This window comes from Parabacteroides sp. AF19-14 (assembly GCF_003635485.1).
GTDB lineage: Bacteria > Bacteroidota > Bacteroidia > Bacteroidales > Tannerellaceae > Parabacteroides > Parabacteroides distasonis.
This window is the reverse complement of the sequence record NZ_QTMJ01000006.1, coordinates 73,089-98,768: the sequence shown is the minus strand read 5'-3', so window position 1 is coordinate 98,768 and position 25,680 is coordinate 73,089. Positions and strand designations below refer to the sequence as shown.

Genomic DNA, 25,680 nt, shown 5'->3' with positions numbered 1-25,680 from the left:
AACCCGATCATGCGAACAGGAAAAACCATCTTTTATATGCTTTGCCTCCTTTGCGGGTGGCAAGTATCGGCGCAGGAACTGGCTGTGTCGGAGAGTTTACCGGTAGACGGTAAGGAAGGACGTTATGTGGAGAAAGCCGGTAATCAAGCCTTGATCTATGCCGGGGAGTTGGAGCCTCTGTACCTGAACCGGTTGGAAGGGCATCCTTATTTGGATACGAAGGATTACCGAAAGGGAACGTTGGCATTCGATGGGATCGTATATCCCGGGGTGGAGATGCGTTTGAACGTGTATCTGGAAAAGCTGATCGTGCTCTCGCCGGATAGACGGTTGCATGTGATCGTTCCCTCGGAACGGATTCAGTTTGTACGTCTTCCCGGCTATGATTTGTATTATATGGAACCGAAAGGGGAGAAAAGGAATTACCCCGAAGGTTTTTATGTTCGGTTATATGCCGGGAAATATTCCCTTTGGAAAAGATCGACAAAGGGATTGGAGCGGCGCATGGAAGAGCTGACCCTGACAGACCGGTTCGTCGAAAAGATATCTTATTATATATGTAGGGACGGGGTATATTACCCTGTAAGTGGTAAACGCTCGCTTTTCAATTTATTCAAGGAAAATAAGAATGAGCTGAAGCGATATATAAAAGAGCGAAGGCTCTCGTTTGGAGATGAACGGGAACGCTCGCTGATCGAGGTGGTGGAATATTGTGAAACCTTAAATCTACGCTGATGAAAAAACGAAAGTATATCTGGGTGATCCTGTTATTTGTCACGGTAGCGACTTTTGCCGGACGACGGGTAACCATTCGGTTGGACGGACGTCCGGCTATGGAATTGATCGAGGCGATCGAGGGGCAAACGGGTCTCCGTGTATTGGGCGATCCGGCGGTGCTGGATTCGCTGACGGTTACGGTGGAAGTGAGGGACGCGGAACCGGAGCGAGTCTTGCGGGATGCTTTGCGTTCTGCCTCATTGTTTGTGACGAGGTATTCGAATGACTTGATCGTCACGAGCGAAGAAGAACTGACCGCCTCTTTGCCAGAAGGATATTTTAACGCCATCGTGGTTCGTGAGGTGGAAGATGCAGTTTCCTCTCTCTCTTTGCGGCGTGAGCAACGGGCCTCTTCCGAAAATAAGGTGTACGAGGTAGGTTCCCCGAGCGGACCGGTGGAGGAATGGGTGACCTTGACCGGTACGATCACGAATTTTAAGACGGGCGAGCCGCTGAAGGATGTCTCCTTGCAGGCCAATGATCCGGCCATCGGTGTGACGAGCGACACCAACGGTCATTATTCGATCCGGCTTCCCGCCGGACGCCGGGATTTGCGTATCCGCTCCATCGGCTTAAAGGATACCAAACGACAAGTTATGCTTTATACCTCCGGTAAATTGGATATCGAGTTGGAAGAACAGGTATATGCCTTGAGCGAGGTCTCCGTTTCGGCGAATATCGTGGAGAACGTGCGGAGTACGGCTTTGGGCGTGACTCGTTTGAAAATGAAAGAGATCAAGAATATCCCGACGGCTTTCGGTGAGTTGGATATCTTGAAAGTGGTCATGGCCTTGCCGGGAGTCAAGTCGGTGGGCGAGGTATCCAGCGGATTCAATGTACGGGGAGGAGCCACGGATCAGAACCTGATCTTGTTTAATGGCGGGACGGTTTATAATCCTACGCACCTGTTCGGGCTTTTCTCTATCTTTAATTCCGATATGGTGAAAGATATGGAATTATATAAAAGCAGTATCCCCGCCAAATTTGGTGGTCGTATCTCCTCCGTGTTGGATATCAATTCCCGGGAAGGAAGTAAGGAGAAATTCCAAGGTTCGGCCAGTCTCGGCTTGCTGACCAGCAGTCTTACGCTAGAGGGGCCGCTTTTCAATAAGAAGACCTCGTATATTGTCGGTGCCCGTACCACGTATTCGGACTGGCTCTTGAATCTATTGCCGGAGAAGAGCGGATATAAGGACGGTAACGCTGGTTTTTACGACTTGAACGCCTCGATCGATCATCGTTTTGATGTGAATAATAGTTTGACGTTGACCGGATATTTCAGCCACGACCGTTTTCATTTCGATGAGGAGGAACGATACGCTTACCAGAATGCCAGTGCCTCGCTGAAATGGACGCATGCTTTCCATCCGAATCTCACCGGGACATTTATCGCCGGATATGATCATTATAACAATCGGACCGAGAACACGGATAACCCGGCGACCGCTTATACGCTGATTTTCGGTATCGACCAGTTTTACGGCAAGGCTGATTTTAGTTGGCAGGCGCATGATCATCATACGATCGGGTTTGGATTGAGTTCCTTGTATTATAACTTGAATCCCGGGGAATATCTGGGGAAAGGCGAGGCTTCATTGGTGCTGGACGACCGGATGCAGTCCGAGAAAGCGCTGGAATCGGCTATTTACGTGGGCGATCGTTGGGATATAACTCCTACCTTATCGATAGACGCTGGAATCCGTTATAGTATGTATAATGTAATGGGGCCTAGAACTTATAATTTGTATGAACCGGATAAGATGCCGTCTCCTTCTGCCGTGATAGATACGAAAGAGGAAGGGAGTGGAGTTTATAAGACTTACCAAGGGCCGGAGTTCAGGATCTCCGCCCGCTATGAGTTCACGGACGGATTCTCTATCAAGGCCGGTTATAATACGATGCGGCAGAATATCCATAAGCTATCCAATACCACGATCATGTCTCCCACGGATACTTGGAAACTTAGCGACGCGAATATCAAGCCGCAAACCGGTTCGCAGGTGGCTGTCGGGCTTTATAAGAATTTCATTAGGGCCGGACTGGAAACTTCTGTGGAGGGCTATTATAAAACCATGGATAATTATTTGGATTACCGTAACGGGGCGAACTTGATCATGAATCATCATATCGAGACAGATGTGGTCAATACGAAAGGACGGGCCTACGGTGTGGAGTTTATGATACGCAAGCCGAATGGGAAGTTGAACGGTTGGGTGAGTTATACCTATTCCCGTACCCAGCTCCGACAGGAGGACGCTCGTATCAAAAAGCCGGTCAACCGGGGCGAGTGGTATCCGGCGGATTACGACAAGCCACACGACTTGAAGTTCGTGGGTAATTATAAATTCACCCAACGGTTCAGCGTATCGGTGAATTGTGACTATAGTACCGGCCGCCCGGTTTCCATTCCGGTCAGCAAATATAATTTTGCGGGAGGGGAGTTCGTCTATTTCTCCGACAGGAACCAATACCGGATTCCTGATTATTTCCGGATGGATCTTTCTATCAATATAGAGCCGAGCCATCATCTGACTTTACTTACGCATAGCACTGTCTCGCTGGGAATTTATAACGTGACCGGACGGGATAACGCTTACTCCGTCTATTATGTTGCAGAGGAAGGCCGCTTGAAGGGCTATAAACTGGCGATTTTCGGAGCTCCCATTCCGTATATTTCTTATAATATTAAATTCTAAAGGCTTGAACCATGAAATATTCGATACTATCATTGATCTTGACACTGCTGTTTCTGGGACATGGTGATTTATTGGCGGCGAACGATTTCCGGGAGCGTATTTACGTGCAAACAGATAAACAGGTCTATCTGGCAGGCGAGTTGCTTTGGCTGAAGCTTTGCGTGACCGATGCGACAGGTATCCCCGTTTCATTCAGTAAAGTGGGATATGTGGAGTTGCTCGATGAATCGACAGCCTTGGTACAAGCGAAAATAGAGATCAAGGAGGGGATCGGGGAAGGATGGCTGGAACTTCCCGCCCTTTTGCCTACTGGCTATTATCGCTTGGTCGCTTATACCCGTTATATGCGGAATGAGGGCGATACAGTCTTTTTCCGGAAAACGATCGGTGTAGTGAATACCTTCCGGAAAGACGAGACTATTCCCACAGACACCCTTATAAAAGCTACTTCTCCGGATATATCCGGTAATACGCTTCAACTGACTATGGATAAAGCTTCTTTTTCACGAAGGGAACAAGGTCATATCCGGATTCAGGGTCTACCTGCTGATGTGTATACGTTGGGAATCTCTATTGCCGGCAAAGAATTTATTCCGGTGCCCGACGATCATTCTATTTGTCAATGGCAGGCTATGTTACCTTCTCTAAACCAAACAATTTTTACGGACGATTATCTTCCGGAGTATGAAGGCCATTTGATCCGGGGCAAAATTGTGAATATCAGGACTGGGGAAGCGTTAGCGCAAACGAGTGTTTCTCCATTACTCGGGTTTGTAGGTGATGAGATCCGATTGTTTGGCGGTCAGCAGCAGGAGGATAAGGAATCCGTGCTGTTTTATACCTCGAGGATCACGGGTACGCATGAGCTAGCCACTACTACCGATTCAAAAGGGACAGAGGCTTATCGAATAGATATCCAATCCCCTTTCGCTCTTCATCCTGCCTCGAGAATGCTGCGATTCAGGATGAATCCCGCTTGGGATGAAGGATTAACGCAACGTAATATCGGTCTGCAAGTTACCCGTACGTTTACGGCGGATTCCTTGGGACATGTAGAACCGGTTCGTGCGTATTTCCAATGGAAACCGTATAAGACTTATTTACTGGATGAATATACCCGTTTCCCTACGATGGGAGAAACGGTCTTTGAATTTGTGGAATCCGTCTCTTTCCGGAATACGAATGGGAAACGTTCGCTTTTCGTCTTGCTAGAGGATCTTTCCAACCAAACGGTATCTCTGAATAGCCCGCTGGTGCTGCTGGATGGTATTCCTATCATGGATCATGAATTGATTTATAACTATAATCCGGCTTTGATCCGTCGTCTGGAGGTGTACAGGAATCGATATAGTTTTGGGGGGCAGGTTTTTGAGGGGATCTTGGCTTTCCATACTTATAAGAACGATTATCCTACGCTGAAAGTCGGTGCGTCTACTCAGCTATTTGATTATGAGGGTACACAGCGCCGCCGTTTGTTCTACGCTCCCTCTTACCCGGATGAGATTTCTCGTGAAAGCCGTATTCCGGATTACCGGCATACTTTGTTATGGATGCCGAATGTACAAACCGGAGGCAACTCGGTATTGACTCTTCCTTTTTACACATCCGATTTGCCGGGAGAATATACGGTGACTGTCGAGGGGATAACAAAAGAAGGGAAAACCGTTCGGGGTATTGTTTGTTTCGGCGTTCTGGAATAGGGGTGTTTACGCATGCGGCCTACCTCATGAATTTACGAGGTAGGCCGCATAAAAAATAGCTATTATCAAGTACTTATTTAACCGTTACATTCCACCCGGAAAGAATACCTCCGTAGAAGTAGAAATCTACGCAGAAAGTCTTACCGGTGTTCAGTTCTTTCACCTCGTAGTATTTCGTGGCACCTTGCTCTTTCACCAATTTATAATCGGCGATATTCGGAATAGGCACGTTGGCGAGCTCCTTGATCTTTGCGTTTATCCTATTCAAGATATCCATGTTCTCGAAAGGATTCGTTACTTTGGTACTCTTGGATAAAGCCGGATTCACCCCATTGTTCTCGGCACGAACCGCACGAACACTATCCGCGTAAGCCTTGAACATCGCACGGCTTTCCGGAGTGCGTAAAGCGGATACGGTAAAGATAGAGATTCCTTCCGCCCCATGATTTAGCGCGGCGTCCATGCTGGCTTGCATATCGTCTGAAACCATTAAGCCGCAGTAAAGCGTAGTTTTCGGGTTCTTATCCCGGACATCCTCTATCATACAGTCTGAGATAAAACTAATATCTTCCGTGTAGAAGTTATGGTATACCATGGGGAAGACAATGTCCAGATTCCATTTACCCCAGTCTTGACGAACCATTTTGGACGCCATCTTGGGGGTTGGGAAAGGGGAGGCTGCCATTTTCTTTCCATAGGAGTGAACCACGTCGGCGATCATATTGGCTACCTCGGTAATCTGGTCACAACGGAATTGAAGCCATTTCTCGTCTTGCGAGGGATCTTCTTGTTCCCTTGGATCATATCCGTAAGCGGCCTTGAACTTCTCGATCATAGCCGGGTGATAGCCAAAATCCCATTGCGGATATTCTTGATCTTGCACGATACCGTATTTCGGCCAAAGGGTAGTCGGCAGGATAACGTCCACGAAACGGTTGTAATCGATAGCGATACCGTTCAAACCCTCTACCTCGCAGTAAGCCTCTATTTTCTTCTTGATAAACTCCCGTACCTCGGGTAAGGCGGGGCACATAAATTTGTAGTAATCCACGTAAGCGGTCGTATCGGCCAAGCTTTGTCCATTGTGGTTTACGCTGAACCATTCGGGATGTTCTTTTAAGATAGCGTCCCGGTCATGTTCCGGATTCATTGTCCATAGCCAAGCGTAGACCTCTATCCCATGTTTCTGGGCGATGGGAATAGCGACCCGATAATCATCCGGAGTAGGGGCGTTTAGCATGACACCGTCTATCCCCGCCTCATTCATGATCGTACAGATGGAGTCGAAATTCATTCCGGGCTGGTAATCCAACCAAGTCCAGAACATCGGATAAGCATCTTTCGTATCATTTTTCGGGGAACTGCAAGCACCTACGCAACAAGCTACTAGAAGCAATACTAAATAATTTATGTGTCTCATAAGTTTAATGAATTTGATTAACGATTTATCCGTTAAAGATAAGTATTCCTGTTTAATGCCGTTCTTTTTTCAGCGTAAATATCGGTAAATAAAAGAAGATGCCTAGGATAGACATGATAAGGCCGCCTATCGTTCCGGCGGCGAGCGGGAACCAAAAGGCTTCTTTATCGGTGCCTAGCATGAACGGGATAAATCCGAGTATGGTCGATATAACGGTTAGGAAAATCGGCGTGATCTTGGCGTTCCATGCCTTTAGATAAGCACGGATTGGGGAAATAGCGGGTATCCGTTCCCGAATTTGGTTATATTCGTTTAAGATATAGATACTGGCGTTTACCGTGATACCGCATAATAAAACGAAGGAGGCGAATCCACCTTGGTCGAAGTTCAGTTTGAACCAATAGAAGGTCAGGAATACCCCGATATAAGAGATCGGTATGACAAAAATGACCGCCAGCGGTTGTTTCAAGGAATTAAACAAGATACTGGTCGTAAAGAAAATAATAACGATGATCAAGAATAATAACGCATATTGTTTATTATCTTTCTGATCCCATGACCAATAGTTCTTTTCCGCTTTAGCCGTATACCCCATAGGCAGGATCTTGTTAAACTCTCTAAGTTCCCTTTTCTGTATCTTCTCGCCTTGTGAGGAAGCTCCGATATATTCATATTGCAGGCAGAGCCTGTATTGCTGGTTTACTTTCGCTATCTGTTGAGGGGTCTGGCTTTTCTCGACGATAGCGAGTTCGGACAACTTATAGGATTTATCACGGATGGTTTGAGGTACATATTGCATACTCCATATATCGAACTCCTTTGATTGGCGGGAAGAAAGTTTTAGCTTTTCCGTCTCGTTATCAACGACGATGGTACCTGCGTAGATATCTTTACCGAAAACAGGCCGGATAGACGCGAATAAATCGATAGGCAATATATCCGCTTGCGCCATACGGGATTTATTCAAGTTGAAGTAGAATTCCTGATAATCATCCTTCCACCAAGAAAACTCGGAATTGATCAATACTTCCTTGATACGGCGATACGTAAGCAATTTCTCCCGCAGTTTCTCCGCCCATTCGTATAGCTCGTCATAATTATATCCGTACATCTCGATCCGGAAAGAACCTGCGTTCTCACGGACATCATTGCTGAAACCTTGGTCCATAAGTCCCCATACGCCCCAACTTCCACCACCTAATTCCAACGCTTTGCTAATCACCCTGCTTTTCAAGGTGTAGGGGAAACCACTTCGCTCGTTCTCACGGGTGAAATAGACGTTGATACTGGCTTGACGTGCGTTATAGATACTGGTCTGGAACTGCCGTATTTCCTTATAGGTACTCAAGTAAGCCTCCATTCGGTTGATCAAGTGGTTCATTTGATCAAGGGTCGTACCGTTTGGCATGGAAGCGCTGATACTTAATACCGTTTCTTCATTCCGGGTAAAATAACTTCCCTCGTATACCTTTTGGACAAATAGCCGCAAGGTTCCTCCCAAACTCTTATCGACGATAGGTTTTATCGTTTCCTTCCAAATATCTTTCGCTGCGAATTCATTGTAGCGGGCGATCCACAAAGAGTCCCTTGCGGATAGATCCTTCTCTTCCGGCTCGATCTTCTCCGGCAATAAAAATATCGGTAGTCCGAAAGCCAGTACTAGAATAAGGCAAGCCAGCTTTTTCCAATTGCAAAGGAAACGGATCTGCGCCCGGTAATAATGAGAGAAATAGACTGGGAAACGGTGTATGAACGACCGTATCGGACGGACCACCGGATGTTGTTTCCAATGACTTCGAGCTTTTGGGGAAGAAGAAGCGGCTTTCTTCGGGTGCAAATTCATCTTATCGATCAATGCCGGAACCAAGAATAACGCGATGAACAAAGATACGGCCAGATTAATGATCACGACAGCGGCGAAATCTTGTAAATTCAACCGTATCTTCTCATCCAAGAAGAAGATAATCACGAGGGCACCCATAGTCGTCAAAGTTGCCGCCAGAATAGACAAGAAAGCTTTCCGGTCATGATGGTGCCGGATGTGATCAGTCATCACGATCGTATTATCGATCACCAAGCTGAGAGAGATCGTGATACCCGCCAGCGAGTACAATTGCATCTCCAACCCTAATAAATAATAAAGGATAACGGCTATACACAGGTTGATACTTAAACTGATGATGATCAAGAATAGATAATGTACATTCCGGGTAATCAGCAGAACGAAGAGCAAGAGGATCAAGATGGTCAAGCCTGTACGGACGTAGATTTTATCCAATTCTTCTTGGATAAATTCGGTAGCGTCGTAACTGGTATGGATCTCGTAACCGGGAGGAAGCAGGGTGCGGATATGCTCCATTTCTTCCTTCACTTTCTTGGCTAATTGCAACTGGTTGGCAGTCTCTTCCGCACGGATAGACAGGTAAATAGAGTTTAAACCATTGATCCGGTAGTAACTTTGCGGGGCCTCTTCTTGCCGGGTTACCTTTATCAATTGATCCAGCCGGATTAAGCTACCATCTTTGTTTGCGACGGTGATATGCGATGGTTCGAACCCATTCGTGATCTTTTCCGGCATTAACGCCAGACGAATCCATTCCTTGCCGGTATCTCCTTGTCCCATATTAGCGGTTCCAAGGAACTCTTTTTTGTAATATTGGCTGATCGCCGATTGGATATCCTCTATCGTGATCCCCAGATCCCGTAGCTGGCGGCTATCGTATTCCAAGCGCCATTCCATAGGGGTTGCCCCGCTAACATCGATACGATAAATACCTTGCACGCTGCTAAGCCGGGGCTTTATCTGATCCTCGGCGAATCGCTGGATGAATATCGGGGTAGCGGAAGCGTTCAAGGTATAACTCATGAACGGGCGTGATTCCTTGTCGTCCGGACGGCTCATCTCTAAAATCGGATAACTTAATTCCTCCGGAAGGTCCGGCCACGTCTGCCTTACAATGGTTGATGCCTCGAAACGTGCGGCGTCTATATTCGTATGTTTATCTAGTTCTAAGGTAATCCTTCCCCATCCGTTTCCCGAGGTCGAGGAGATCTCTTTGATTCCTTTGATACGGGCAAGCATCGCTTCCAACCGGGAGGTTACCTCCATCTCGATAACCCTCGCTGAGTTGGAGGGCATATTATAGCTGATACTTAATTTCGGCAGCGTACGGGAGGGAGATAGCTTGATCGGCAATAAAGGCACGAAGGCGATCCCCGCCAATGCGATACAGAGGAAGGTGACGATGATCGTAAAGGATGATATGTTCGGCTTAGAACCCATGCTCGTAATCAAATTCGTTGGCTAATGAGATGCCTGTCTCGAAATCATGTAAGGTGAGCTTACGTATTTTGTAATAGCTCAACCAATAATTTTGCAAGGCCGTGATATAATTACGTTGCGCTTCCTGCTGTCGGTTCAAGGAGAGCGTAAGGCTATTGATATCCGCTTTGCCGATCATGAAACGTTGCTTGGTCTCGTTATAGGCCATGATCGCGATGTCCAAAGCCTCTTCGGCACTGGCGATCAGGTTTTGCTGTACATTGAAATCGCCGACAGTCATGATTACGTCTTCCTCCAGAGTGACTTCCGTCTGCCGTGCGGATATTTGCGTAACATTTAGATTGCTTTTGGCTATATTGTATTTACCCTTCCGTACTCCCCAGTCTATAAGGGGAATAGAGATAGATATCGATACCAAGTCCTGCTGCAGCGGATTCTTGTAAACTTCCTTAAACTGGGTCGCTACTTGATTGAAACCGATACTGGCATTTAAGGATGCGTTGAATAAGGTTTCCTTCTTGGTCTTATCTACTTGTTGCTCGGCCTCTAGTACCTCTTGCCGCACTTCCAGAAACTTGGGGTTATTTTCCCGGGCTAACGTCAATGCTTGATCCACCGGAATATCCATATCATGGGGGCGTGACGGCAGCCGAAGCCGTATCTCCGTATTCTTATCGAAATTCAAATACGAGGCCAGACTGAACATGGCTCGCTTCAAGGCTATATCGGCGTTTTGTAACGTATTGCGGGCATTGATCGCATCCAGTTTGAGTGTTAGTAAATCCGCTTGACTAATAGCCGCGATCTTATGCCGCTCTTGGCCGGTACGGTATAACGTATCGGTTGTCGCTACATTTTCTTTAGCCATATCATATTCTACTTGAGCCATGGCTAAAGAGAAAAAGTAGGTGGTGGCTTGCTCGCTGACGGTCTCGATATTATAAAGCAACTCTTTCTTTACTTTCTCATATTTTAGAGGCTCTATCTTCTTCTCCCACCGGAAAGGATTGTATCCCAATAAATCTTGGCTGTATCCGATACGGATTGGAACGGAGGTGAACTGATTATAAGTATTCGAGCCGAAATAGCGCATATACCCCAGATCCGTGTCCACGAAGAAACTACCACCCAGCATATCGAAGTTCTGTTTGATCTTTAAGTTTCCTCCCGCATAAAAGGACTGTTGCTTACGGTATTCGTCGATGTCTTTTTCTGAATCGTATCGTTTCGTGATATCCCGGTAATATTCGGCGGGTGTAATATTCAATGTAAGACTAGGCAGTCGCTCCGCTTTGTAATTACGAAACTCCCAGTAGCCGGACAAGAATAGGTTTTTCGTACGAAAAGCCTCCAGCGAGCTATCGGCGGCCAATGAGATCGTCTTCTCAAGGGAAAGGATGAGCGATTGGGCCGATACTCCTCCGGCTAATAGCGAACAGAACGCATATAAAACTAGGAATGTCCTCTTGTATCTTTTTTTCATAATGCATGTCTCCTATAGATAAACCAATAAACCAAAGGAATAATAAATAAACTGACTGCCGTACCGATCAGCATCGCCGAGATCATGGCAATGGAGAGTGGCTTTTGCAACTCACTTCCCATATCGAAGGTGAATAGTAGCGGTACCATACCGAATATAGTTGTCAATGAGGTCATGATAATCGGGCGCAGACGGCGACGACCCGCCTCATGGATCGCTTCCATCAAGGGTACACCTTCTTTCCGAAGCTCATTGATCGCGTCCAGTTTCAAGATAGAGTCGTTTATGATGATACCGCAAGTTACCACGATACCGATAGCACTCATCAGGTTTAAGGTATGCCCGCATATCCATAATACCAGTAAGGAGGCGGCTACGTCTATAGGTATTTCCAGCAGGACGATCAAGGGCTGCAAGAAGCTCTCGAATTGCGCCGCTAAGATAAAGTACATCAAGAGAATGGATATGAACAAGATGACGACCAGTTCATTCAGCATTTGTTGGTTCGAGAAGAAGCTTCCCGAGAAATCGATGTCCCAATTCGTCTTATCTTTGGATTCGCAGCGGACGAGCTCCCGAATATTTTCCATTAACTGTTCCGCGTTCTCTACTTGATAGAAGCTAAAAGGAATATATTCCCCGTTCTTTCCAGCGGTGAGTATCTTCAAATCCTCTCCGGGAGTAATTTTTGTTACTGCGCTAAGAGGGACATGATTCGTCTTTTGGTTTTCGTCCGGTTGCGTACGGATTAACGTATTATGTAGGATATGATCGACCGTTTGCTCGTTTCCGGCTAGCGTGATCGGTAAATACTGTTGATAAGAGCGTAAGGTAGCGACTTCATTTTCCTTGAAGGCCGTCTTAAGTACCCGGTAGACCTCTTCATAGGAGATATTATAAAGTAATAGTTTCTGATGGTCTATGGATATGTTTAATTGATTCTCGAAAGCTACGCCAACGGGAGCGAGACCGGTCTTACTCTCTAGTGTTTTCTCTAGTTTTTGCAAAGTAGGGGCATCCGGAGCTTGTTCTTTGTTACGGGCATAGAACTCGGCTACGATATCGGCCTCACCGGTTACGAACAGTTTCTCAAACACAGTCTCCGGCGGAGAGAACGATAATACGGCTGTCGGGTAATTTCGCTTTACCCAAGCGGAGATTTCTTGTTGTAAAGGAGCGATAGCATCGGTCTCTTCTGTCTTGAAATAAAGCTCTACTTCCGAGATGGATAATTCCCTGTCTCGGTTTAGCAGGAATTGTTGCTGTCCGATATAGGCCGTGTGTTGCGCGCCTAACCGATCGGCCTCACCAAATAATTCGGTGACTCTCTTTCTATTCTCATCAATATGGATGTTCTCATTCCATTCAACATGTGCGATTAACTCATTCTGATCGATTTCCGGCATCCGGCTTTTGGGGATCATATAGAATAGGATCGCGCAAAGGGGGATAGTGACAGCTACAAATAGTAGGCTAGTGGTTTTATGCCTGAATATGAAATCAACCCCTCCGTCATAGAATCGGTCTAGCGTATGCTCCTTGATCAAATTGTTTATTTTCAGATTGAAAAAGGAATGCTTGATCTCCGGTATGCTGTAAACTAATTTGTAAAGTACAGGCAGTAACATGATTCCAGTGAAATAAGAGACCATTAAACCAACCGTAACAGCAAACGCCTGATCGAAGAAAATCGCTCCCGCTATACCACTCATAAATACCAGCGGGACGAATACGGCGATCGTGGTAAATGTGGAACTAAGCATGGGGGTGATTACTTCTGTGGTCCCTTTTATACACGCTTCTTCCAGATTATCTCCTTTTGCCCGGTATTGCGCTATATTCTCCGTCACGATGATGGAACTGTCTATCATCATACCCAATGCCAGAATTAATCCGGATAGGGAGATGATATTTAAGGACATATTGAAAAGGTAGAAGAACAAGAAACTAATGATGATACTGACTACCATACTTAGTCCGATTACCGCCGGGCTTTTTACGTCCCCGAGGAAAAGGATCGCCACGATGCAGATAAATAAGAAACCTAACGATAGATTCTGTTTGAGGTTGGAGATCGTATAATCCAATAACTCGGTCTGGTTTCTTGTGATCGTAAATTCAATATCCGGGTAAATAGACTTGAAATAATCGGTAACCTCGGCAAGCGCCTCTTTCATATTGTCCATATTCTCATCCGCTTGCTTGATAACGGCTAATGTAACGGCCCTTTCCCCGTTGGCTAGCGATAAGCCGGTTTCTTTTTCCGGTACGACAGCTACTTTTGCCAGATCTTTTATCTGGAAGATCCGGTCATTCTTACGGATATAGATATTTTGTACGTCTTCCGGTGTACGTAATAAGGTAGAAAATTTGATATTGTACTCATAATAACCATCCCGTACGGTCATGCTTCCCGGCTCTATATTATTGGCAGACAAGGCTGATTCCAAATCATTTAACGTAATATCAGCCATATCCAAGAGCTTCATATCCGGTACGATCTGTAATTGCCGTCCTAATATGCCCGTGATATCCACCATTGCGACTTCCGGCAACTGTTCGATCCTTCGTTTGATTACTGTTTCCGCGAATTGGCAAAGATCGAGGAAAGCCTCGTCGTTTTCAATTGTCTTGAGTGTGAGGTTGAGGCAAAACACCGGAATGTCCGTAGCGCTCGCCTTGACCACCCGTGGACGTTCTACCTCACGGGGCAGGTAATTCATGGCGGCGTCTATTTTCTCATTGACCTCTATAAAGGCAAGATCCGTATTCGTGCCAAAGTCGAAGCTAAGGCGGATAATACCCGCTCCATCACGAGTCTCGCTATGGATATCCCGTAATCCTGCCACTTGCATCAATTGCAAACGGACCGGCTTCACGACGGTGTTTTCCAATTCCCGTGCGGATGTATTTTGTCCGGATATCTGAACGGTAATCTCTGGTATGGCGATATCAGGCAATAAGGAGACCGGTATGGTGAAATAAGTCACCAACCCCACGATAAAGCAGGCCGTAAAAGCCATCAATACCGCTATCGGACGTTGTAGCAGGAAGCGAATCATACGCAACTAATTTTCAATTCTCAATTCTCAATTTTTAATTACCTTGACCGGTGACTCATGCGCCAGATTAATATTGCCGCTTGTAATCACGACATCCGCTTCTTTCAATCCTTCCAAAAGGGTATAACTATCCGCGTTTTCCAGTCCGGTGCGCACGTAGTTCCAATAAGCGTGCCCATCAACTAAAGTAAATACGACCTGTTTCCCGGAACGTAATACCACGGCCGTTTTCGGTACGACCAATTGCTTCCCGAGCGAGCGTTGTACGCTAACCCGTACATTCATGCCTTCGAATAATTTACCTTTGTCGTTTACCGCCGCTTTCACTTGTACCATCCCGTTCTCATCCACTAGCGGGTTGATCTCGGATATACGTCCTTCAGTCTTTAAGCTGGTGGTGGCGAAAGGGGTAACTTCCACTTTATCTCCGTTTTGGATAAGCGGCAACTCACTTTCCAATACGGTGAAAGAGGCTTCCAGACTATGAGGATCGATAACGGTACAGAATGCGTCCGTCGTAGACGCCACGTTCTCTTGTTTAGCGAAAAGGTTTGCGATAATACCGTCGAAAGGCGCGATTAGCGTCGCATTCTGTTCCTCATATTGGGCAAGTTGATATTGGGCGAGCGCCAGATCATATCCACTTTTTACCCGTGCTAGGTTGAGCGTCGCAGGCGGGACTTTCGCTGAGTCTTCCAGCATATATCCTTGACCGATCAATACGTCTTTTAATTCAAGCCTCGCTTTCTCTAGGGCATCTTTGGCTTGCGCTGTTTTGTTCGTGAGCCGGAAAGTAGCGAGTTCCGCTATTTTCTGTCCTTTGTTTACCCGGTCTCCGTTCTTCACGTAGATGCGGGCGATCGGTTCCGCCGACTCAAACCGTAAGTCCACCAGCTTGCGAGCGGACAGTTTACCATTGCTTATCAACTCATGATTAAATTCCGTTTGCTTCAATGTCATGATCGTGACTTCGTTCGCCTCATCCGGCAATACGGTCTCTACGGAATCCTGTGTGGCATCTGTATCTTTCTTTTCTCCACCGCATGCGCTTAAACAGAATAAAAGCGTAAAGGTCAACAATTTATAGTATTTCATACTCGTATGATTGATCGGTTTGTACAATTTATCATTCGCAAATATAAGTATTTATTGTTACGATGTAGTCGTAATTGCTATAAAAATAAGGATATTGTATTCATATTGATGTGTTGTTTAACATACTTCGTGCTTTCTCTTTCATTTCTTTAATAGCGGAACTTTCCACTTTGGGTTTCTTAGTTAATACGGAATCAATCGCCATTTTCAATTTTGCAGGTTGAAAATAAGATGGTTCCGTATAAAGATTCATTAACAGATAATACGGATAGATACGTTCCGGTAAAATATCAATGGCATGTAACAGGTGCTTCTCCGCTTGCCGGTATTGTCCTAATGACTGTTCGTTTTTTGCCATTACGTAATAAAGCATGGGATCGGAGCTTAATAAGACAGCTCTTTCCAGATATTCATTCGCTTTCTCGTATCGTCCGGTCTTGCTTAGGCATTGAGCGACCTCGAAAAGGAATTCCGGTTTATGCTTCAATAATGGATACAAAGGTTCATATACCTCCAAGGCCGCTTCGTAAGCTTTATTTTTGTAAAACATTTGCGCCTTGTTCCATTTTTGATAAGCCTTATAATGATCTTTTTGCATCCAGAACAAACCAATTCCAAGGATAGCGATTCCCATAAAAAATATCTGTTTGCCCCATCTATGGCCATTTGATTCGGCTTGGTTCTCACGGATCTCATCCTTGTTCGGTGTTACGCTCATCACCCCTAGGAATATCAATACTACCCAAAACTCCGGCAATTGCAATGGATAAGAAGAGAAGGCGAATATAGCCAGAGACATCAATCCCCCGCAACAAGCATACCTTTTGTTCTTTATTCCTTTATAAAATAGAAGCCCCAGCCAGCCTATAAATAGGGCTAATCCTACTAACCCCTGTTCTAATCCAATCTGCAAGTATTCATTAAATGCGTACTCCGGGCATCCGGCAACCAACTTTTCCTGTTCAGTCGCTTTTCCCGAAGCCATGTATTCCGCTTGTGTTTCAGCGTAAGCGGCAGGGAACCCACCTAGGCTGGTACCTGTAATCGGTTGTTTTTGTATTGCTTTCGTCGTGATCTTCCACATCAGAAACCTTCCGTCCGCCGAATCTTTCTTTAATGTATAGAGTGATGCGCTCCCGCCAAGAAGCAATATGCCGCCTATGATACCGCCTATGATATACCACCTTTTGTGTTGTCTCAGTCTGGTCGCTGCCTGTTTCCTGTCAAGGCGGTACAGGGCATATACCCAGGCGCAAGAAACGACCACCGCTATCCATGCCGATCGGCTCATTCCCGCAGGAAGTACAACGATCGCTGTGCCTATACATCCCATGGACAGGTAATAGGGCATATTTCGTTTGGACTGTTCCAGCAAGATGCCAAGAGCCACCGGTAATGTGATCGCCAAATATCCGGAATAAGGCCCCGGATTGAAAAAAGAGCCGGTCAGCCGAAACAGGGAATGGTTCGAATAGGCCCATCCCTGTAATTGACGGAAGCCCCAGATGGCTTCTATAAGGCCTGTCGCGATAAAGAACATTGAAAAATATCCTATGAGCACCGGATATTCATGGAACACCTGCCGAAGCAGATACCACAAGACAACCATTTGTCCGATAAACAGGAGCTTTTCCGGCTCCGGGTGTATGGAGTAGGGATAAGAGAGGAGGATAAGCCCCAAGAGGGAAAGGGGGAGGATATCCACGTAAGTCCATGGGCACAGCCCCTTGCTTGGATTCAACCACAAACCTTGTAGGGACACGGCGGATAAGAACAGGGCGATTAGTTGAATCCAAAAGGTTTTCTCTGTCACCAAGTGTGTGGATAGCATTCCCAATCCTGCGAAAGGGGCGCTTAGCAAAAGTGTCCCGAGTAGGGTATATACGCCGAGTTTCAACAGCTCTTTCATGGTTAATATCTTTTTACCGTATCGTTTTCCACCAAAAAGATACGATCTTCCGCAGCCTTTTCCGGTCGCGAGATCATCGCTTTCAACAGGCTCCCTTTAGGTATCTTGCGAATGAGGATGCCACCGGGTATCGTGTCTGTCGGGAAATATCCGTTTTTAAAACACTGCTGTTCCTGTTCCCAATAAGCGAGTGTATACGGCACTTGCTGTTGATACGGGTTGTCCGAGGCGATAAAGATGGAATCGGTTCGGGCCGGATCGGGCTTAATTTTCGTGATGATCCCCGTATTGCTCACATGGAAAGGGGATGTGATGAAGCGTAGTGAGCCATAAGCCTCTTTGTCATATTCGGCGATGATAAACACATCATCGCCTACGATCTTCGGGAAGGTACAGCGGTTGCCGATCCGTTCGCTCATGGCGAAAGGCCTCCAGTTACCATGATTATAGGTACAGAGGTAAATAGGTGCTCTTTTTGATCTCACCGGGAGGTCGCAAGTCGTATGGATATCTGCGACAGGTGGTAGGTATTGCTCCGTGACAGCGGTCAATAACGGATTTTTTAAGAACGTACGGTATTCATCGGTCGACTCGGTCGTTACCGGATGTAAGGGGGCGAATCCGTATCTGTAAACCTTGGCCGGGGTCAAGAACGGCTTGGTTAGGTTGTAGATCAAGGAATCCGGGCCTTCGTACTCCGGAGCGAAAGGTAGGAATCGCCCATCCTCGTTTAAGAATGCGCACCAATAATGTTCCCCGTTCCTACGAGTCCAGATCGTATGTTCTGCTACAGTGGGAATACCGGCCGCACGCATCAGCTGGATACCATACAAGACTACCCCATCACAACGTCCAACCCCTGTCCGGTGGATCTCCTCTGCGGTTGGATAGTGGATGGGTATCTCCGTTTGATAGGTGACTCGGGTTCGTAGTATCTTTTGTAACCTCACGGCCGCATCGTACGTGTTATCAATATGCGAACTATCCAGCAAAGGGAGGTACGTCCGCATCAGCTCCTCACGTAAACCGGAGGGCTGTTCGTATAACCCCCGGTAGGGAAGTATATACCTGCAAAAATTCTCGAAACTTACCGATTTATTCCAGGGCTTGGGCCACGCCTGAAACGCCAGCTCGATATTACGGATTAGATAGTCCGAGGATAGGGTGGTGATGTCTGATACCCTCTCTCGCTTCTCATATCCGAAATGATAGACCATATTGCGTATCAAAAAGCGGGCGGCCTCTCTTTTTAATGAATCCCCTTCATAGTATTTGATGACATATTCCAACTCTTTCCTGTTATCGCCGGCTTGCGACAACGCATATTCCAACATACTTTCTTCTTGGCTTTTTGAGAAACCGCAAGAGTGCAGACAGATCCAAGCGCATACATATAAAATAAGCTTATTCATAATTCTTCAATTGTTTCGAATATTTTTCCAAAAACGTCCCTTTCTGTATTCCCCCGTGTAAGGGTCAACGGATTTCCACACTTTCCAAGCTACCCCTACGATAAATTCCTCCGGTATAAGTCCGAGATAACGGGAATCTCTAGAGTTTTCTGTCTTATCTCCGGCCACGAAGTAATAGTTGCTTTGGAACCGGTATTGTCTTACCTGTTTGTCTCCTATATAAACTTTACTATCTTTCCACGATAGGGAATCTTTTGATTCCCACTCGATCATTTGTTTGTATAGCTTATAATTTGTTTGATTCACGGTAATTCTATCCCCTTTTCGGGGGATATACAAAGGACCGAAATCATGAACATTCCAATTGAATGTAGAATCAAAAGGGAAACAACGGTAGACACCGTCCGGCATCCGATCCGCTTTTTGTCTGGATAGGTTCGCTTGACTTTCCACATTCCCCAAAGGCTCTTTTGTATGGTTGTTTCGGTAGAATCCCTGTTCGATCCGGATGGAGTCTCCCGGTAACCCGAGGCAGCGTTTGATATAATATTGCATGATGTGCATTTCGATCCGCTCCCATGAATAGGGATGCGGGTAGTTGAATACGAGAATATCATTCCGTTTGATTTGCCCGACTCCGGGTACTCTGTATATATCTACCCGCTTCCCTTTCATAGATGCGAAAATATTGAATAGCCTAGGTCCGGCTATCCATTTGTTTACTAATACTTGATCTCCGGTTTGGAGTTGAGGCTCCATGGAATCGGAAGGGATTTTGAACGTGCTGAAACAGAAGATGAGGAAGAATGCGTATATGCAACCAATACCAAATACCCCATAAAATATAAGTGTCAGATATCGTAACATCTGATTTATATTTGTTTTGTATATACGTTTTTCTATTCCCATTCTTTTATGTTTATGCCTCATTTCCTAAATCCAAATTCTTTGGATATCAGTCATCAATAGTCGAACACTACGATATGATATTCCGGATCATCACTGATACCATAGATCTTCCGTTTTTGATTGTCTACAGCGATGGAGGAGACTCCTTGGTCTAATGTGTAATGGCATTCAAGGCTACCGTCCCATCCGATTACAAATAATTCTTTGCATAATATATTGTAATTAGGCTCTGTCACCATTTTTCCATTATAAAGAACAAATAAACTATTCCCCACGTTTACAGGACTATAAAAAGCGTCTCTATAAGTTTGCGGGCTCGCTTTACTTCCGATAATGTCTCCATCCCTAAATTCTTTGAAAACAGATGCGAAATGATCCGGTCCCCGTAATTGTTTTTCCAAGGTCCCGTTCACGTTATAGATGCAAATTAAATCAGTGAAGTAGTGAGTGATTGCAACCTTCTCTTTTCGGTTGGTGGTTAGGTCTGCCCGAAACGCATTGATTAATTCGGCAGGAGTATACTCCTGCTCAGTTTTAGGATAAGTACCGAAATCCATCGTTTTCTTACCTGTTTGATCAAAAAGGAATCCAGGACTCGTCTCTTGATAGGATACGCCTAAGAACCCGTTGCCCAAGCTTCGAATATTGCTCCATAGCGGTTTTGTATCTAGGGAGATACGGCTGGCGTATTCCGGTTCTTTTCCACTGGTAAATTCCGGGATAGAGTAAGTGAAAATCGTAGAGGTCATCATATCAAAAATGACTACGGAATCGTTCCGATTGACGAAACATGGTGTCATCATCTCTTTAGGCCCTTGTCCTACAGGGATACATTCTCCTTCCTTATGTGCCGTATTGAGGTTGAAGATGTGGAATTGTTTTTCCGCCCCTTGATTGCAAGTAACTAGGAAGGAGTCGAATAATTGGATTTGTGAAGGTCGTAAAATAAGACTGTCAAATTCAATAGTTTTTCCGGATAGTGATTTTCGGACTTTGAAATCACTTCTCTGGAAAGTTATGTTTTTGTCATCTTGTTTTTGATCATCGGTACAAGCGATGAATCCTAATAGGATGAGTGAAAGATGTAAGATAATGTATTTCTTCATGATACTGATTTTTTAAGGAGGGCATGCCAAATTAAGGGATTGAACACATTTTCTTCTTGCTCAAGATACCTAGAGTCTATGAAATACAAATTAAAAATCAATGAGAAAACATCTGCATTCCATTGATTTACCGACTGTATTCCATTGTGATTTTTTTCGTTTTGGCACACCCTCCTTTGATTAAATTTTAGTTCCAACGTCCCGGTATGTAAGTGGATGTCCCATCGGAATATTTGATAATACATCCTCCCCCAGAGTAACTGCAATATCCGCTTCCACCTTCCCCACTAGCCAATGCCTCCACATTGTCAAGCGCTAAATCAGAGAGTTTAATCTCGTTTTCACTCTGGTTGATGTTCCATGCCGCAGCTACTGCTACGACTGCCATTACGGCTATTCCTAAAATCTTTTTTCTCATGATATTTCTTTTTTATAGTTTATGTTTTTGAGAATTTAATCTCTTGCTTACTATTCTTCTGCAAGATAAGGATATTCTCGAATTCCTCTTTCAATTTAATTTACTACTTTTGTGTCACCTCCTTTCTGCTTCATGAGTAAAAGTGGGGTGGGAGGCTTGCTTGTGATCGTTCCAATATATCCGGCAAGCTCTCCCTTCTTTTTTATTTATTGAGCCATCCCCCGAATGTTTAATTTTATCAGTTGATTCGTATTGCATTTCACGGTAATCGTCTCGTCAAAGACTCCTTTGTCTTTCGGTGTCATGATGACTCTTACTTGAAGGATCTCTCCCGGCTTGGCGGGATGTTTGTCGAAAGATGGGCGGGCACAGCCGCAGGTTGTAGCCGCGTCTAGTATGACTAACGGGTTGTTTCCTGTGTTTGTTAATCGGAAAACAGCTTCTTTGCTTTCTCCCATTTGGATAGTTCCTAGCTGTATGGATGCCTCTTCCACTTTCACGGTGGTCTGTATTTGTGAAGCGGGTTGTTTTCCGGTGATCTCTTTTAGGTATAGCTCCCGGATATTCGGGTTGTGGATAGGATTTCCTATCACTACGACCTTATTGTCCTTATCCAATAGAAAGGTTTGAAATCTCCCGTCGGCCGGGAAATGATTCAGTTCGTTCAGCTTGTCGGATTGATCCAGACAGATAGGTTTGTCGAAATTGTCTTTTTTCAATATATACCGTATTTCTTTCTTATCATCGGACTGGAAGAAAAACAGGAATGGAACCGTTCCTTGGGTAATGGAGTCGGTGTATTGAATCAGTTCTTTCCATCGGTGCAGTTGGAGTTTGCAACTGGTACATCCTATGGAATCCACGAAAACCAGCACCTTGTGGGGGGATTTTGGCAGGGTGAAGTCTACCGTATCGGTTGCAAACCGTGCAAAGACCATGTCTTTCGGAAATCGTATCTCTTTTCCTTGCCATTCGGATACTAAATGCTTGATCTCGTCTTTTTTCTTGTCTTGGCAAGCTAGAAGGAATAATAATAGTATGATTAGATTTAAGTATTTCATGATATTTTGTCGTTATATTTTAAATGAAAGAATCGGATCGTTGCTGTTTACATCCGTGGCAAGGATCGTCCCCGTATCCTCATCTACGTCGATACCATAAATGGCATGGTCGAGCACGTATTTCCGGACGGGGTTTCCTTTGAGGTCGAATACATAGATATATCGTCCTCCATCCTCAATCTCTTCCCCTCGTAGGTATGCTTGTTCGATATCTTTGAAGCTACGCCCATGGAATACGGCATAAATGAAATGGTCTGTGATATGAACATCACTGAATCCCATGATACCCGTTGGAATTCCCTCCGATTGTGAGATTGCGAATTGAGGTTCTCCATTAGGTCCGTATCGTACGGTTTGTGTAGTATCTGTGAAGTTGTATATTTCTAATGCCTCTCCTAGTTGGGTTGCCATGACCAAGATGCCTTTTTGGGGATTATAGTCGAAGAAGCTTCGCCACGCTTGCGCCAATGCAGGGCGTGCGATGTCTTCATAATTATTTTCGGTCGGGATCTGATTAGCGGAGTGAATCCATTTCCCTTCTCGGTCTGTCCACTTTTGTCTATATTCACCGAGGTAGTCAGATACTAAAAAGCCCGATTCCATCGGGTAAAAGTCCAATGCCCTAACCAGCCGCTTGTCCATATCGATCGTTTCTACGGGGATGATGTTGTTCATATTTTGTTCAATCTTCCACCGGGTTGTTCGCATTTTGTTCGCATCGAGCGTCCAGATAGAATCCTTGGAGATAAACCGGAAGCAATCTGCCGATACCATTTCTTCGGGTCCCTCGCCTCGTTTGCCAAACGATGTCATATATTCCCATTCGGGGTAAGAGAAGGCATGGAAGAAATAATCTACGTTGTGCAAGTCCATGATAATAGCGATACCATCCTTGACCGCTACCCGGAAAGGATAGCGGAACAAGGCGGTATCTAGGTGGATAACCTGCGCATTTAATGCCTTTTCATCGGGAAAATCCTCGTAGCGGGGGAAGTGCCGTGAGGATTCCGAACAGGATACCAGACTACCTATTAATAGAACTATGTACACGTAGTAGTTCATGTGTTGTTTTAACGGTTGTATATATATTTGTAATATCCTCCATTACATGATAGAGAGCCAGCCATATAACAATCTTTGGATCCACTTTCACCGGAAGCTAGCGCTTCAATATTAGAGAAAGTAAGATCTGAGAAATTTTGTTTTCCTTCTTTCAAAAGAAAATACGAAGCACACAAGGCGCAAATGAAAATGATAGCGAAAGCTTTCTTGAAAGTAATTTGTTTCATGTCGTTTCTAATTTTTGTTACAAACGTACGGCTTGGTCTTTGGATAGCCAATCTTTTTAGGTGACTTTTAGCTGACAGTTGAAAAATAAGCCTTTTGTCTACCTATAGTCATCTTTCATCTTGCGAGTTGAATGAATTTATTCGTAGAAAGGGATGGAAAACGTATCTTTGCAGTTTCAACGAGGAATAATTATGGAGAAGCAAAATTGGAAATTTTATTGGAAGTGGAGTGTATTTGTTCTGATGACGATGATTTGCTTGTTGTCTTTTTATAAATCATACCAAAATGTAAAGTATGAATTACAAGAAGAGTCTCAAACGTTATTTCAGCAGGCAGTTCAAGATGATACAAATAGGCGGATAAAAGATTTAGGGGATGCTTTTTGTTTTTCCTATTCAGGCGCTAATCGATTGGAACGAGATAGCATTACAATCAAGACTGCCGATGCGATTATACATATGAGGAATAATAAGGAGGTGGCACGGAGGATGTCTTCACAGGAGAAGTCTGATTTTTGTCTCCAACATTGTTTGTCCATGGAGAATCCGATTCAAGTAACCTTACTGGATAGTGCTTTTCGTGCATCTTTGTATGAACATGCGATTTCGGCTCAGACCGTAACTTGTTATACCTTTATAGACAAGACGGAATGTAGCTCTTCAGATACTTCTTTTTATCAATCTTTCATACCATTAAAAGAAATTGTTTTTGGAGCGAATCGGGCGATCGTTTTGCGAGCGTTTGTTCAATTTCCTTTCCTTTATATAGTAGGTGAAGTGTTTTTGCGAAATATATTTTGGATTCTGGCAATGGTTATTCTCTGGGTTATTGCGATTGTCTTGACATGGAAAAGACCAAGGATAAATATCTTGCCACTACAAGAAGCACCTAAAGAGATGATACAAATAAAAGAAGATATCTTGTTCGATGAAACACATGGCGTATTGCATTATCATAGGCATCGTATCGAATTGGCAAATCAACGGCTGAAACTGTTTTGTATTTTATTAGAACATAAAGGATATTTCATAGAGTCCGATCAGCTGAAAGAAGAAATCTGGCCGGATGGAAGTGTGTCCAAAGATGCTCTTACCGCTACGGCTAAAAGGCTTAAAGAGGATTTGTCTCCTATTCCGGGTTTGGTGATAGAGAGTGCTCGGGGTAAAGGATATTCGCTAAAGATCGTTTCGGGAGAGTAAATTCTCTATCTCAACGTTCATTTGATGGTTTATTTGTGTGATGAGCTTGCTATCGGCAGTAGTACTGACTTGGCTAAGTAATATATACTGACTTGCCCAACACAGTATATATTACTTAGCTAAGTCTGTATTGGTCTTAGGATTGCCAATCTAAGGTCACCTATTTATATCGTGAGTTGAATGAATTTGTGCAAACAATGTTAATTATTTTTGTCCGGCTTAACCTCGTTCATGAATAAGATAGAACATGGTCAACCTCTTTTATTACTAAGTAGCAAACCGGTCAACCTGCTTTATAAATAAGATGCGAAGTAGTCAACTAAAAACGTTAACATACAGGGGTATTGTTGTTTCTCGTAGGGAAAACAATGGTTTCTCCTATAGGAAACTTTAGTTTCTTCCTAGGGAAACAAAAGTTTTCCAGTTATAAAACAAAAGTTTCATAGGCGGAAAACTTTTGTTTTTGCCAATAAAAACTGTAAGCTATTGTATGTTAATGTTCTATAGGTATCAAGAAGAGTGCTGAAGTGATGAAATACGGCGAGTGTAAGAAGATCGTTCTGTTTTGTGGTGAAAAAGCGTAAGTGATTGTAGATAGGATCGGATTATTGTAGATGTTTTTTTATCTGCAATCATGGGTTAAACTTCGTATAACCAGATGTCTATATGCGAAGTTGTAGATGTTGTAGATGTTTTTGATTATTTATAGGAAAGGATAGGGTGGTAAATGAATAGTGAGTGGGACGAGGGCGTTTTTAAGCAGATAGCCTTAGGGCAATTTATATAAAGGTATTTGCACGATACGATGTGCAATTTTTATACAAAATTGCACATCGTATCGTGCAATTTTGTATATTTGT

17 protein-coding genes are annotated in these 25,680 nt (G+C 44.6%); 4 read left to right on the top strand and 13 right to left on the bottom strand.

The window, feature by feature from the left end; genetic code table 11:
- The first annotated feature begins 9 nt into the window (after positions 1-9).
- From DWX33_RS22785 to DWX33_RS08175, 3 genes are read left to right on the top strand one after another with little or no spacing between them, the layout of a single operon-like run.
- Positions 10-735 carry a hypothetical protein gene (locus DWX33_RS22785; RefSeq protein ID WP_233570144.1) on the top strand — a complete coding sequence of 242 codons (726 nt, stop codon included), beginning with the start codon at positions 10-12 and terminating at the stop codon, positions 733-735.
- Positions 735-3,473 (top strand): TonB-dependent receptor domain-containing protein, encoded by a 2,739-nt coding sequence (locus DWX33_RS08180; RefSeq protein ID WP_122380182.1) that lies wholly within the window; start codon positions 735-737, stop codon positions 3,471-3,473. Before DWX33_RS22785 ends, DWX33_RS08180 begins: the two co-directional genes overlap by 1 nt.
- 11 nt (positions 3,474-3,484) lie before the next feature.
- On the top strand, positions 3,485-5,173 hold the full coding sequence (locus DWX33_RS08175) for a hypothetical protein (RefSeq protein ID WP_122380181.1): 1,689 nt from the start codon (positions 3,485-3,487) through the stop codon (positions 5,171-5,173).
- 73 nt (positions 5,174-5,246) lie between these two features.
- Here DWX33_RS08175 and DWX33_RS08170 read toward each other — a convergent pair whose 3' ends face one another.
- From DWX33_RS08170 to DWX33_RS08105, 13 genes are all read right to left on the bottom strand, one after another.
- The gene (locus DWX33_RS08170; protein WP_122380180.1) at positions 5,247-6,593 is read right to left on the bottom strand and encodes a family 10 glycosylhydrolase; all 1,347 of its coding nucleotides are present in this window, start codon (positions 6,591-6,593) and stop codon (positions 5,247-5,249) included.
- Positions 6,594-6,645: 52 nt separating this feature from the next.
- Complete coding sequence (locus DWX33_RS08165) at positions 6,646-9,876, bottom strand: efflux RND transporter permease subunit (protein WP_122380179.1); 3,231 nt, start codon at positions 9,874-9,876, stop codon at positions 6,646-6,648.
- Positions 9,866-11,359 carry a TolC family protein gene (locus DWX33_RS08160; RefSeq protein WP_122380178.1) on the bottom strand — a complete coding sequence of 498 codons (1,494 nt, stop codon included), beginning with the start codon at positions 11,357-11,359 and terminating at the stop codon, positions 9,866-9,868. Before DWX33_RS08160 ends, DWX33_RS08165 begins: the two co-directional genes overlap by 11 nt.
- Positions 11,356-14,421, bottom strand: a complete 3,066-nt coding sequence (locus DWX33_RS08155; protein ID WP_122380177.1) for an efflux RND transporter permease subunit — start codon at positions 14,419-14,421, stop codon at positions 11,356-11,358. The genes DWX33_RS08160 and DWX33_RS08155 overlap by 4 nt, the downstream gene beginning before the upstream one ends.
- A gap of 27 nt (positions 14,422-14,448) precedes the next feature.
- Positions 14,449-15,516, bottom strand: a complete 1,068-nt coding sequence (locus DWX33_RS08150; protein WP_122380176.1) for an efflux RND transporter periplasmic adaptor subunit — start codon at positions 15,514-15,516, stop codon at positions 14,449-14,451.
- A gap of 100 nt (positions 15,517-15,616) precedes the next feature.
- Positions 15,617-17,425, bottom strand: a complete 1,809-nt coding sequence (locus tag DWX33_RS08145; RefSeq protein WP_122380175.1) for an O-antigen ligase family protein — start codon at positions 17,423-17,425, stop codon at positions 15,617-15,619.
- A gap of 2 nt (positions 17,426-17,427) precedes the next feature.
- Entirely contained in the window at positions 17,428-18,837 is a 1,410-nt protein-coding gene (locus DWX33_RS08140; protein WP_044545980.1) for a transglutaminase domain-containing protein, read from the bottom strand.
- Between the two features lie 6 nt (positions 18,838-18,843).
- Entirely contained in the window at positions 18,844-19,704 is an 861-nt protein-coding gene (lepB, locus tag DWX33_RS08135; RefSeq protein WP_005867479.1) for a signal peptidase I, read from the bottom strand.
- A 95-nt stretch (positions 19,705-19,799) separates the two neighbouring features.
- Positions 19,800-20,852, bottom strand: coding sequence for a BF3164 family lipoprotein (locus tag DWX33_RS08130; protein WP_122380174.1), 1,053 nt, complete (start codon positions 20,850-20,852; stop codon positions 19,800-19,802).
- Positions 20,853-21,039: 187 nt separating this feature from the next.
- A complete protein-coding gene (locus DWX33_RS08120) occupies positions 21,040-21,270 on the bottom strand; it encodes an NVEALA domain-containing protein (RefSeq protein WP_005859565.1) in 231 nt (76 codons plus the stop codon).
- A gap of 206 nt (positions 21,271-21,476) precedes the next feature.
- Positions 21,477-22,331, bottom strand: a complete 855-nt coding sequence (locus DWX33_RS08115; RefSeq protein ID WP_122380173.1) for a DUF1573 domain-containing protein — start codon at positions 22,329-22,331, stop codon at positions 21,477-21,479.
- Positions 22,332-22,343: 12 nt separating this feature from the next.
- Positions 22,344-23,393 (bottom strand): TolB-like 6-bladed beta-propeller domain-containing protein, encoded by a 1,050-nt coding sequence (locus DWX33_RS08110; protein WP_122380172.1) that lies wholly within the window; start codon positions 23,391-23,393, stop codon positions 22,344-22,346.
- 8 nt (positions 23,394-23,401) lie between these two features.
- The gene (locus DWX33_RS08105) at positions 23,402-23,620 is read right to left on the bottom strand and encodes an NVEALA domain-containing protein (protein ID WP_009275352.1); all 219 of its coding nucleotides are present in this window, start codon (positions 23,618-23,620) and stop codon (positions 23,402-23,404) included.
- Positions 23,621-23,812: 192 nt separating this feature from the next.
- On the opposite strand from DWX33_RS08105, the gene DWX33_RS08100 reads away from it, so the two are divergent.
- Positions 23,813-24,820 (top strand): helix-turn-helix domain-containing protein, encoded by a 1,008-nt coding sequence (locus tag DWX33_RS08100; protein ID WP_233570143.1) that lies wholly within the window; start codon positions 23,813-23,815, stop codon positions 24,818-24,820.
- Positions 24,821-25,680: the final 860 nt, after the last annotated feature.

Coding starts and splice junctions, on each gene's coding strand:
- lepB (WP_005867479.1), bottom strand. CDS start 19,704: ATGTTACGATATCTGACACTTATATTTTATGGGGTATTTGGTATTGGT.
- DWX33_RS08130 (WP_122380174.1), bottom strand. CDS start 20,852: ATGAAGAAATACATTATCTTACATCTTTCACTCATCCTATTAGGATTC.
- DWX33_RS08160 (WP_122380178.1), bottom strand. CDS start 11,359: ATGAAAAAAAGATACAAGAGGACATTCCTAGTTTTATATGCGTTCTGT.
- DWX33_RS08145 (WP_122380175.1), bottom strand. CDS start 17,425: ATGAAAGAGCTGTTGAAACTCGGCGTATATACCCTACTCGGGACACTT.
- DWX33_RS08110 (WP_122380172.1), bottom strand. CDS start 23,393: ATGAACTACTACGTGTACATAGTTCTATTAATAGGTAGTCTGGTATCC.
- DWX33_RS08150 (WP_122380176.1), bottom strand. CDS start 15,516: ATGAAATACTATAAATTGTTGACCTTTACGCTTTTATTCTGTTTAAGC.
- DWX33_RS22785 (WP_233570144.1), top strand. CDS start 10: ATGCGAACAGGAAAAACCATCTTTTATATGCTTTGCCTCCTTTGCGGG.
- DWX33_RS08140 (WP_044545980.1), bottom strand. CDS start 18,837: ATGAATAAGCTTATTTTATATGTATGCGCTTGGATCTGTCTGCACTCT.
- DWX33_RS08155 (WP_122380177.1), bottom strand. CDS start 14,421: ATGATTCGCTTCCTGCTACAACGTCCGATAGCGGTATTGATGGCTTTT.
- DWX33_RS08170 (WP_122380180.1), bottom strand. CDS start 6,593: ATGAGACACATAAATTATTTAGTATTGCTTCTAGTAGCTTGTTGCGTA.
- DWX33_RS08165 (WP_122380179.1), bottom strand. CDS start 9,876: ATGGGTTCTAAGCCGAACATATCATCCTTTACGATCATCGTCACCTTC.
- DWX33_RS08105 (WP_009275352.1), bottom strand. CDS start 23,620: ATGAAACAAATTACTTTCAAGAAAGCTTTCGCTATCATTTTCATTTGC.
- DWX33_RS08175 (WP_122380181.1), top strand. CDS start 3,485: ATGAAATATTCGATACTATCATTGATCTTGACACTGCTGTTTCTGGGA.
- DWX33_RS08180 (WP_122380182.1), top strand. CDS start 735: ATGAAAAAACGAAAGTATATCTGGGTGATCCTGTTATTTGTCACGGTA.
- DWX33_RS08120 (WP_005859565.1), bottom strand. CDS start 21,270: ATGAGAAAAAAGATTTTAGGAATAGCCGTAATGGCAGTCGTAGCAGTA.
- DWX33_RS08115 (WP_122380173.1), bottom strand. CDS start 22,331: ATGAAATACTTAAATCTAATCATACTATTATTATTCCTTCTAGCTTGC.
- DWX33_RS08100 (WP_233570143.1), top strand. CDS start 23,813: ATGGAGAAGCAAAATTGGAAATTTTATTGGAAGTGGAGTGTATTTGTT.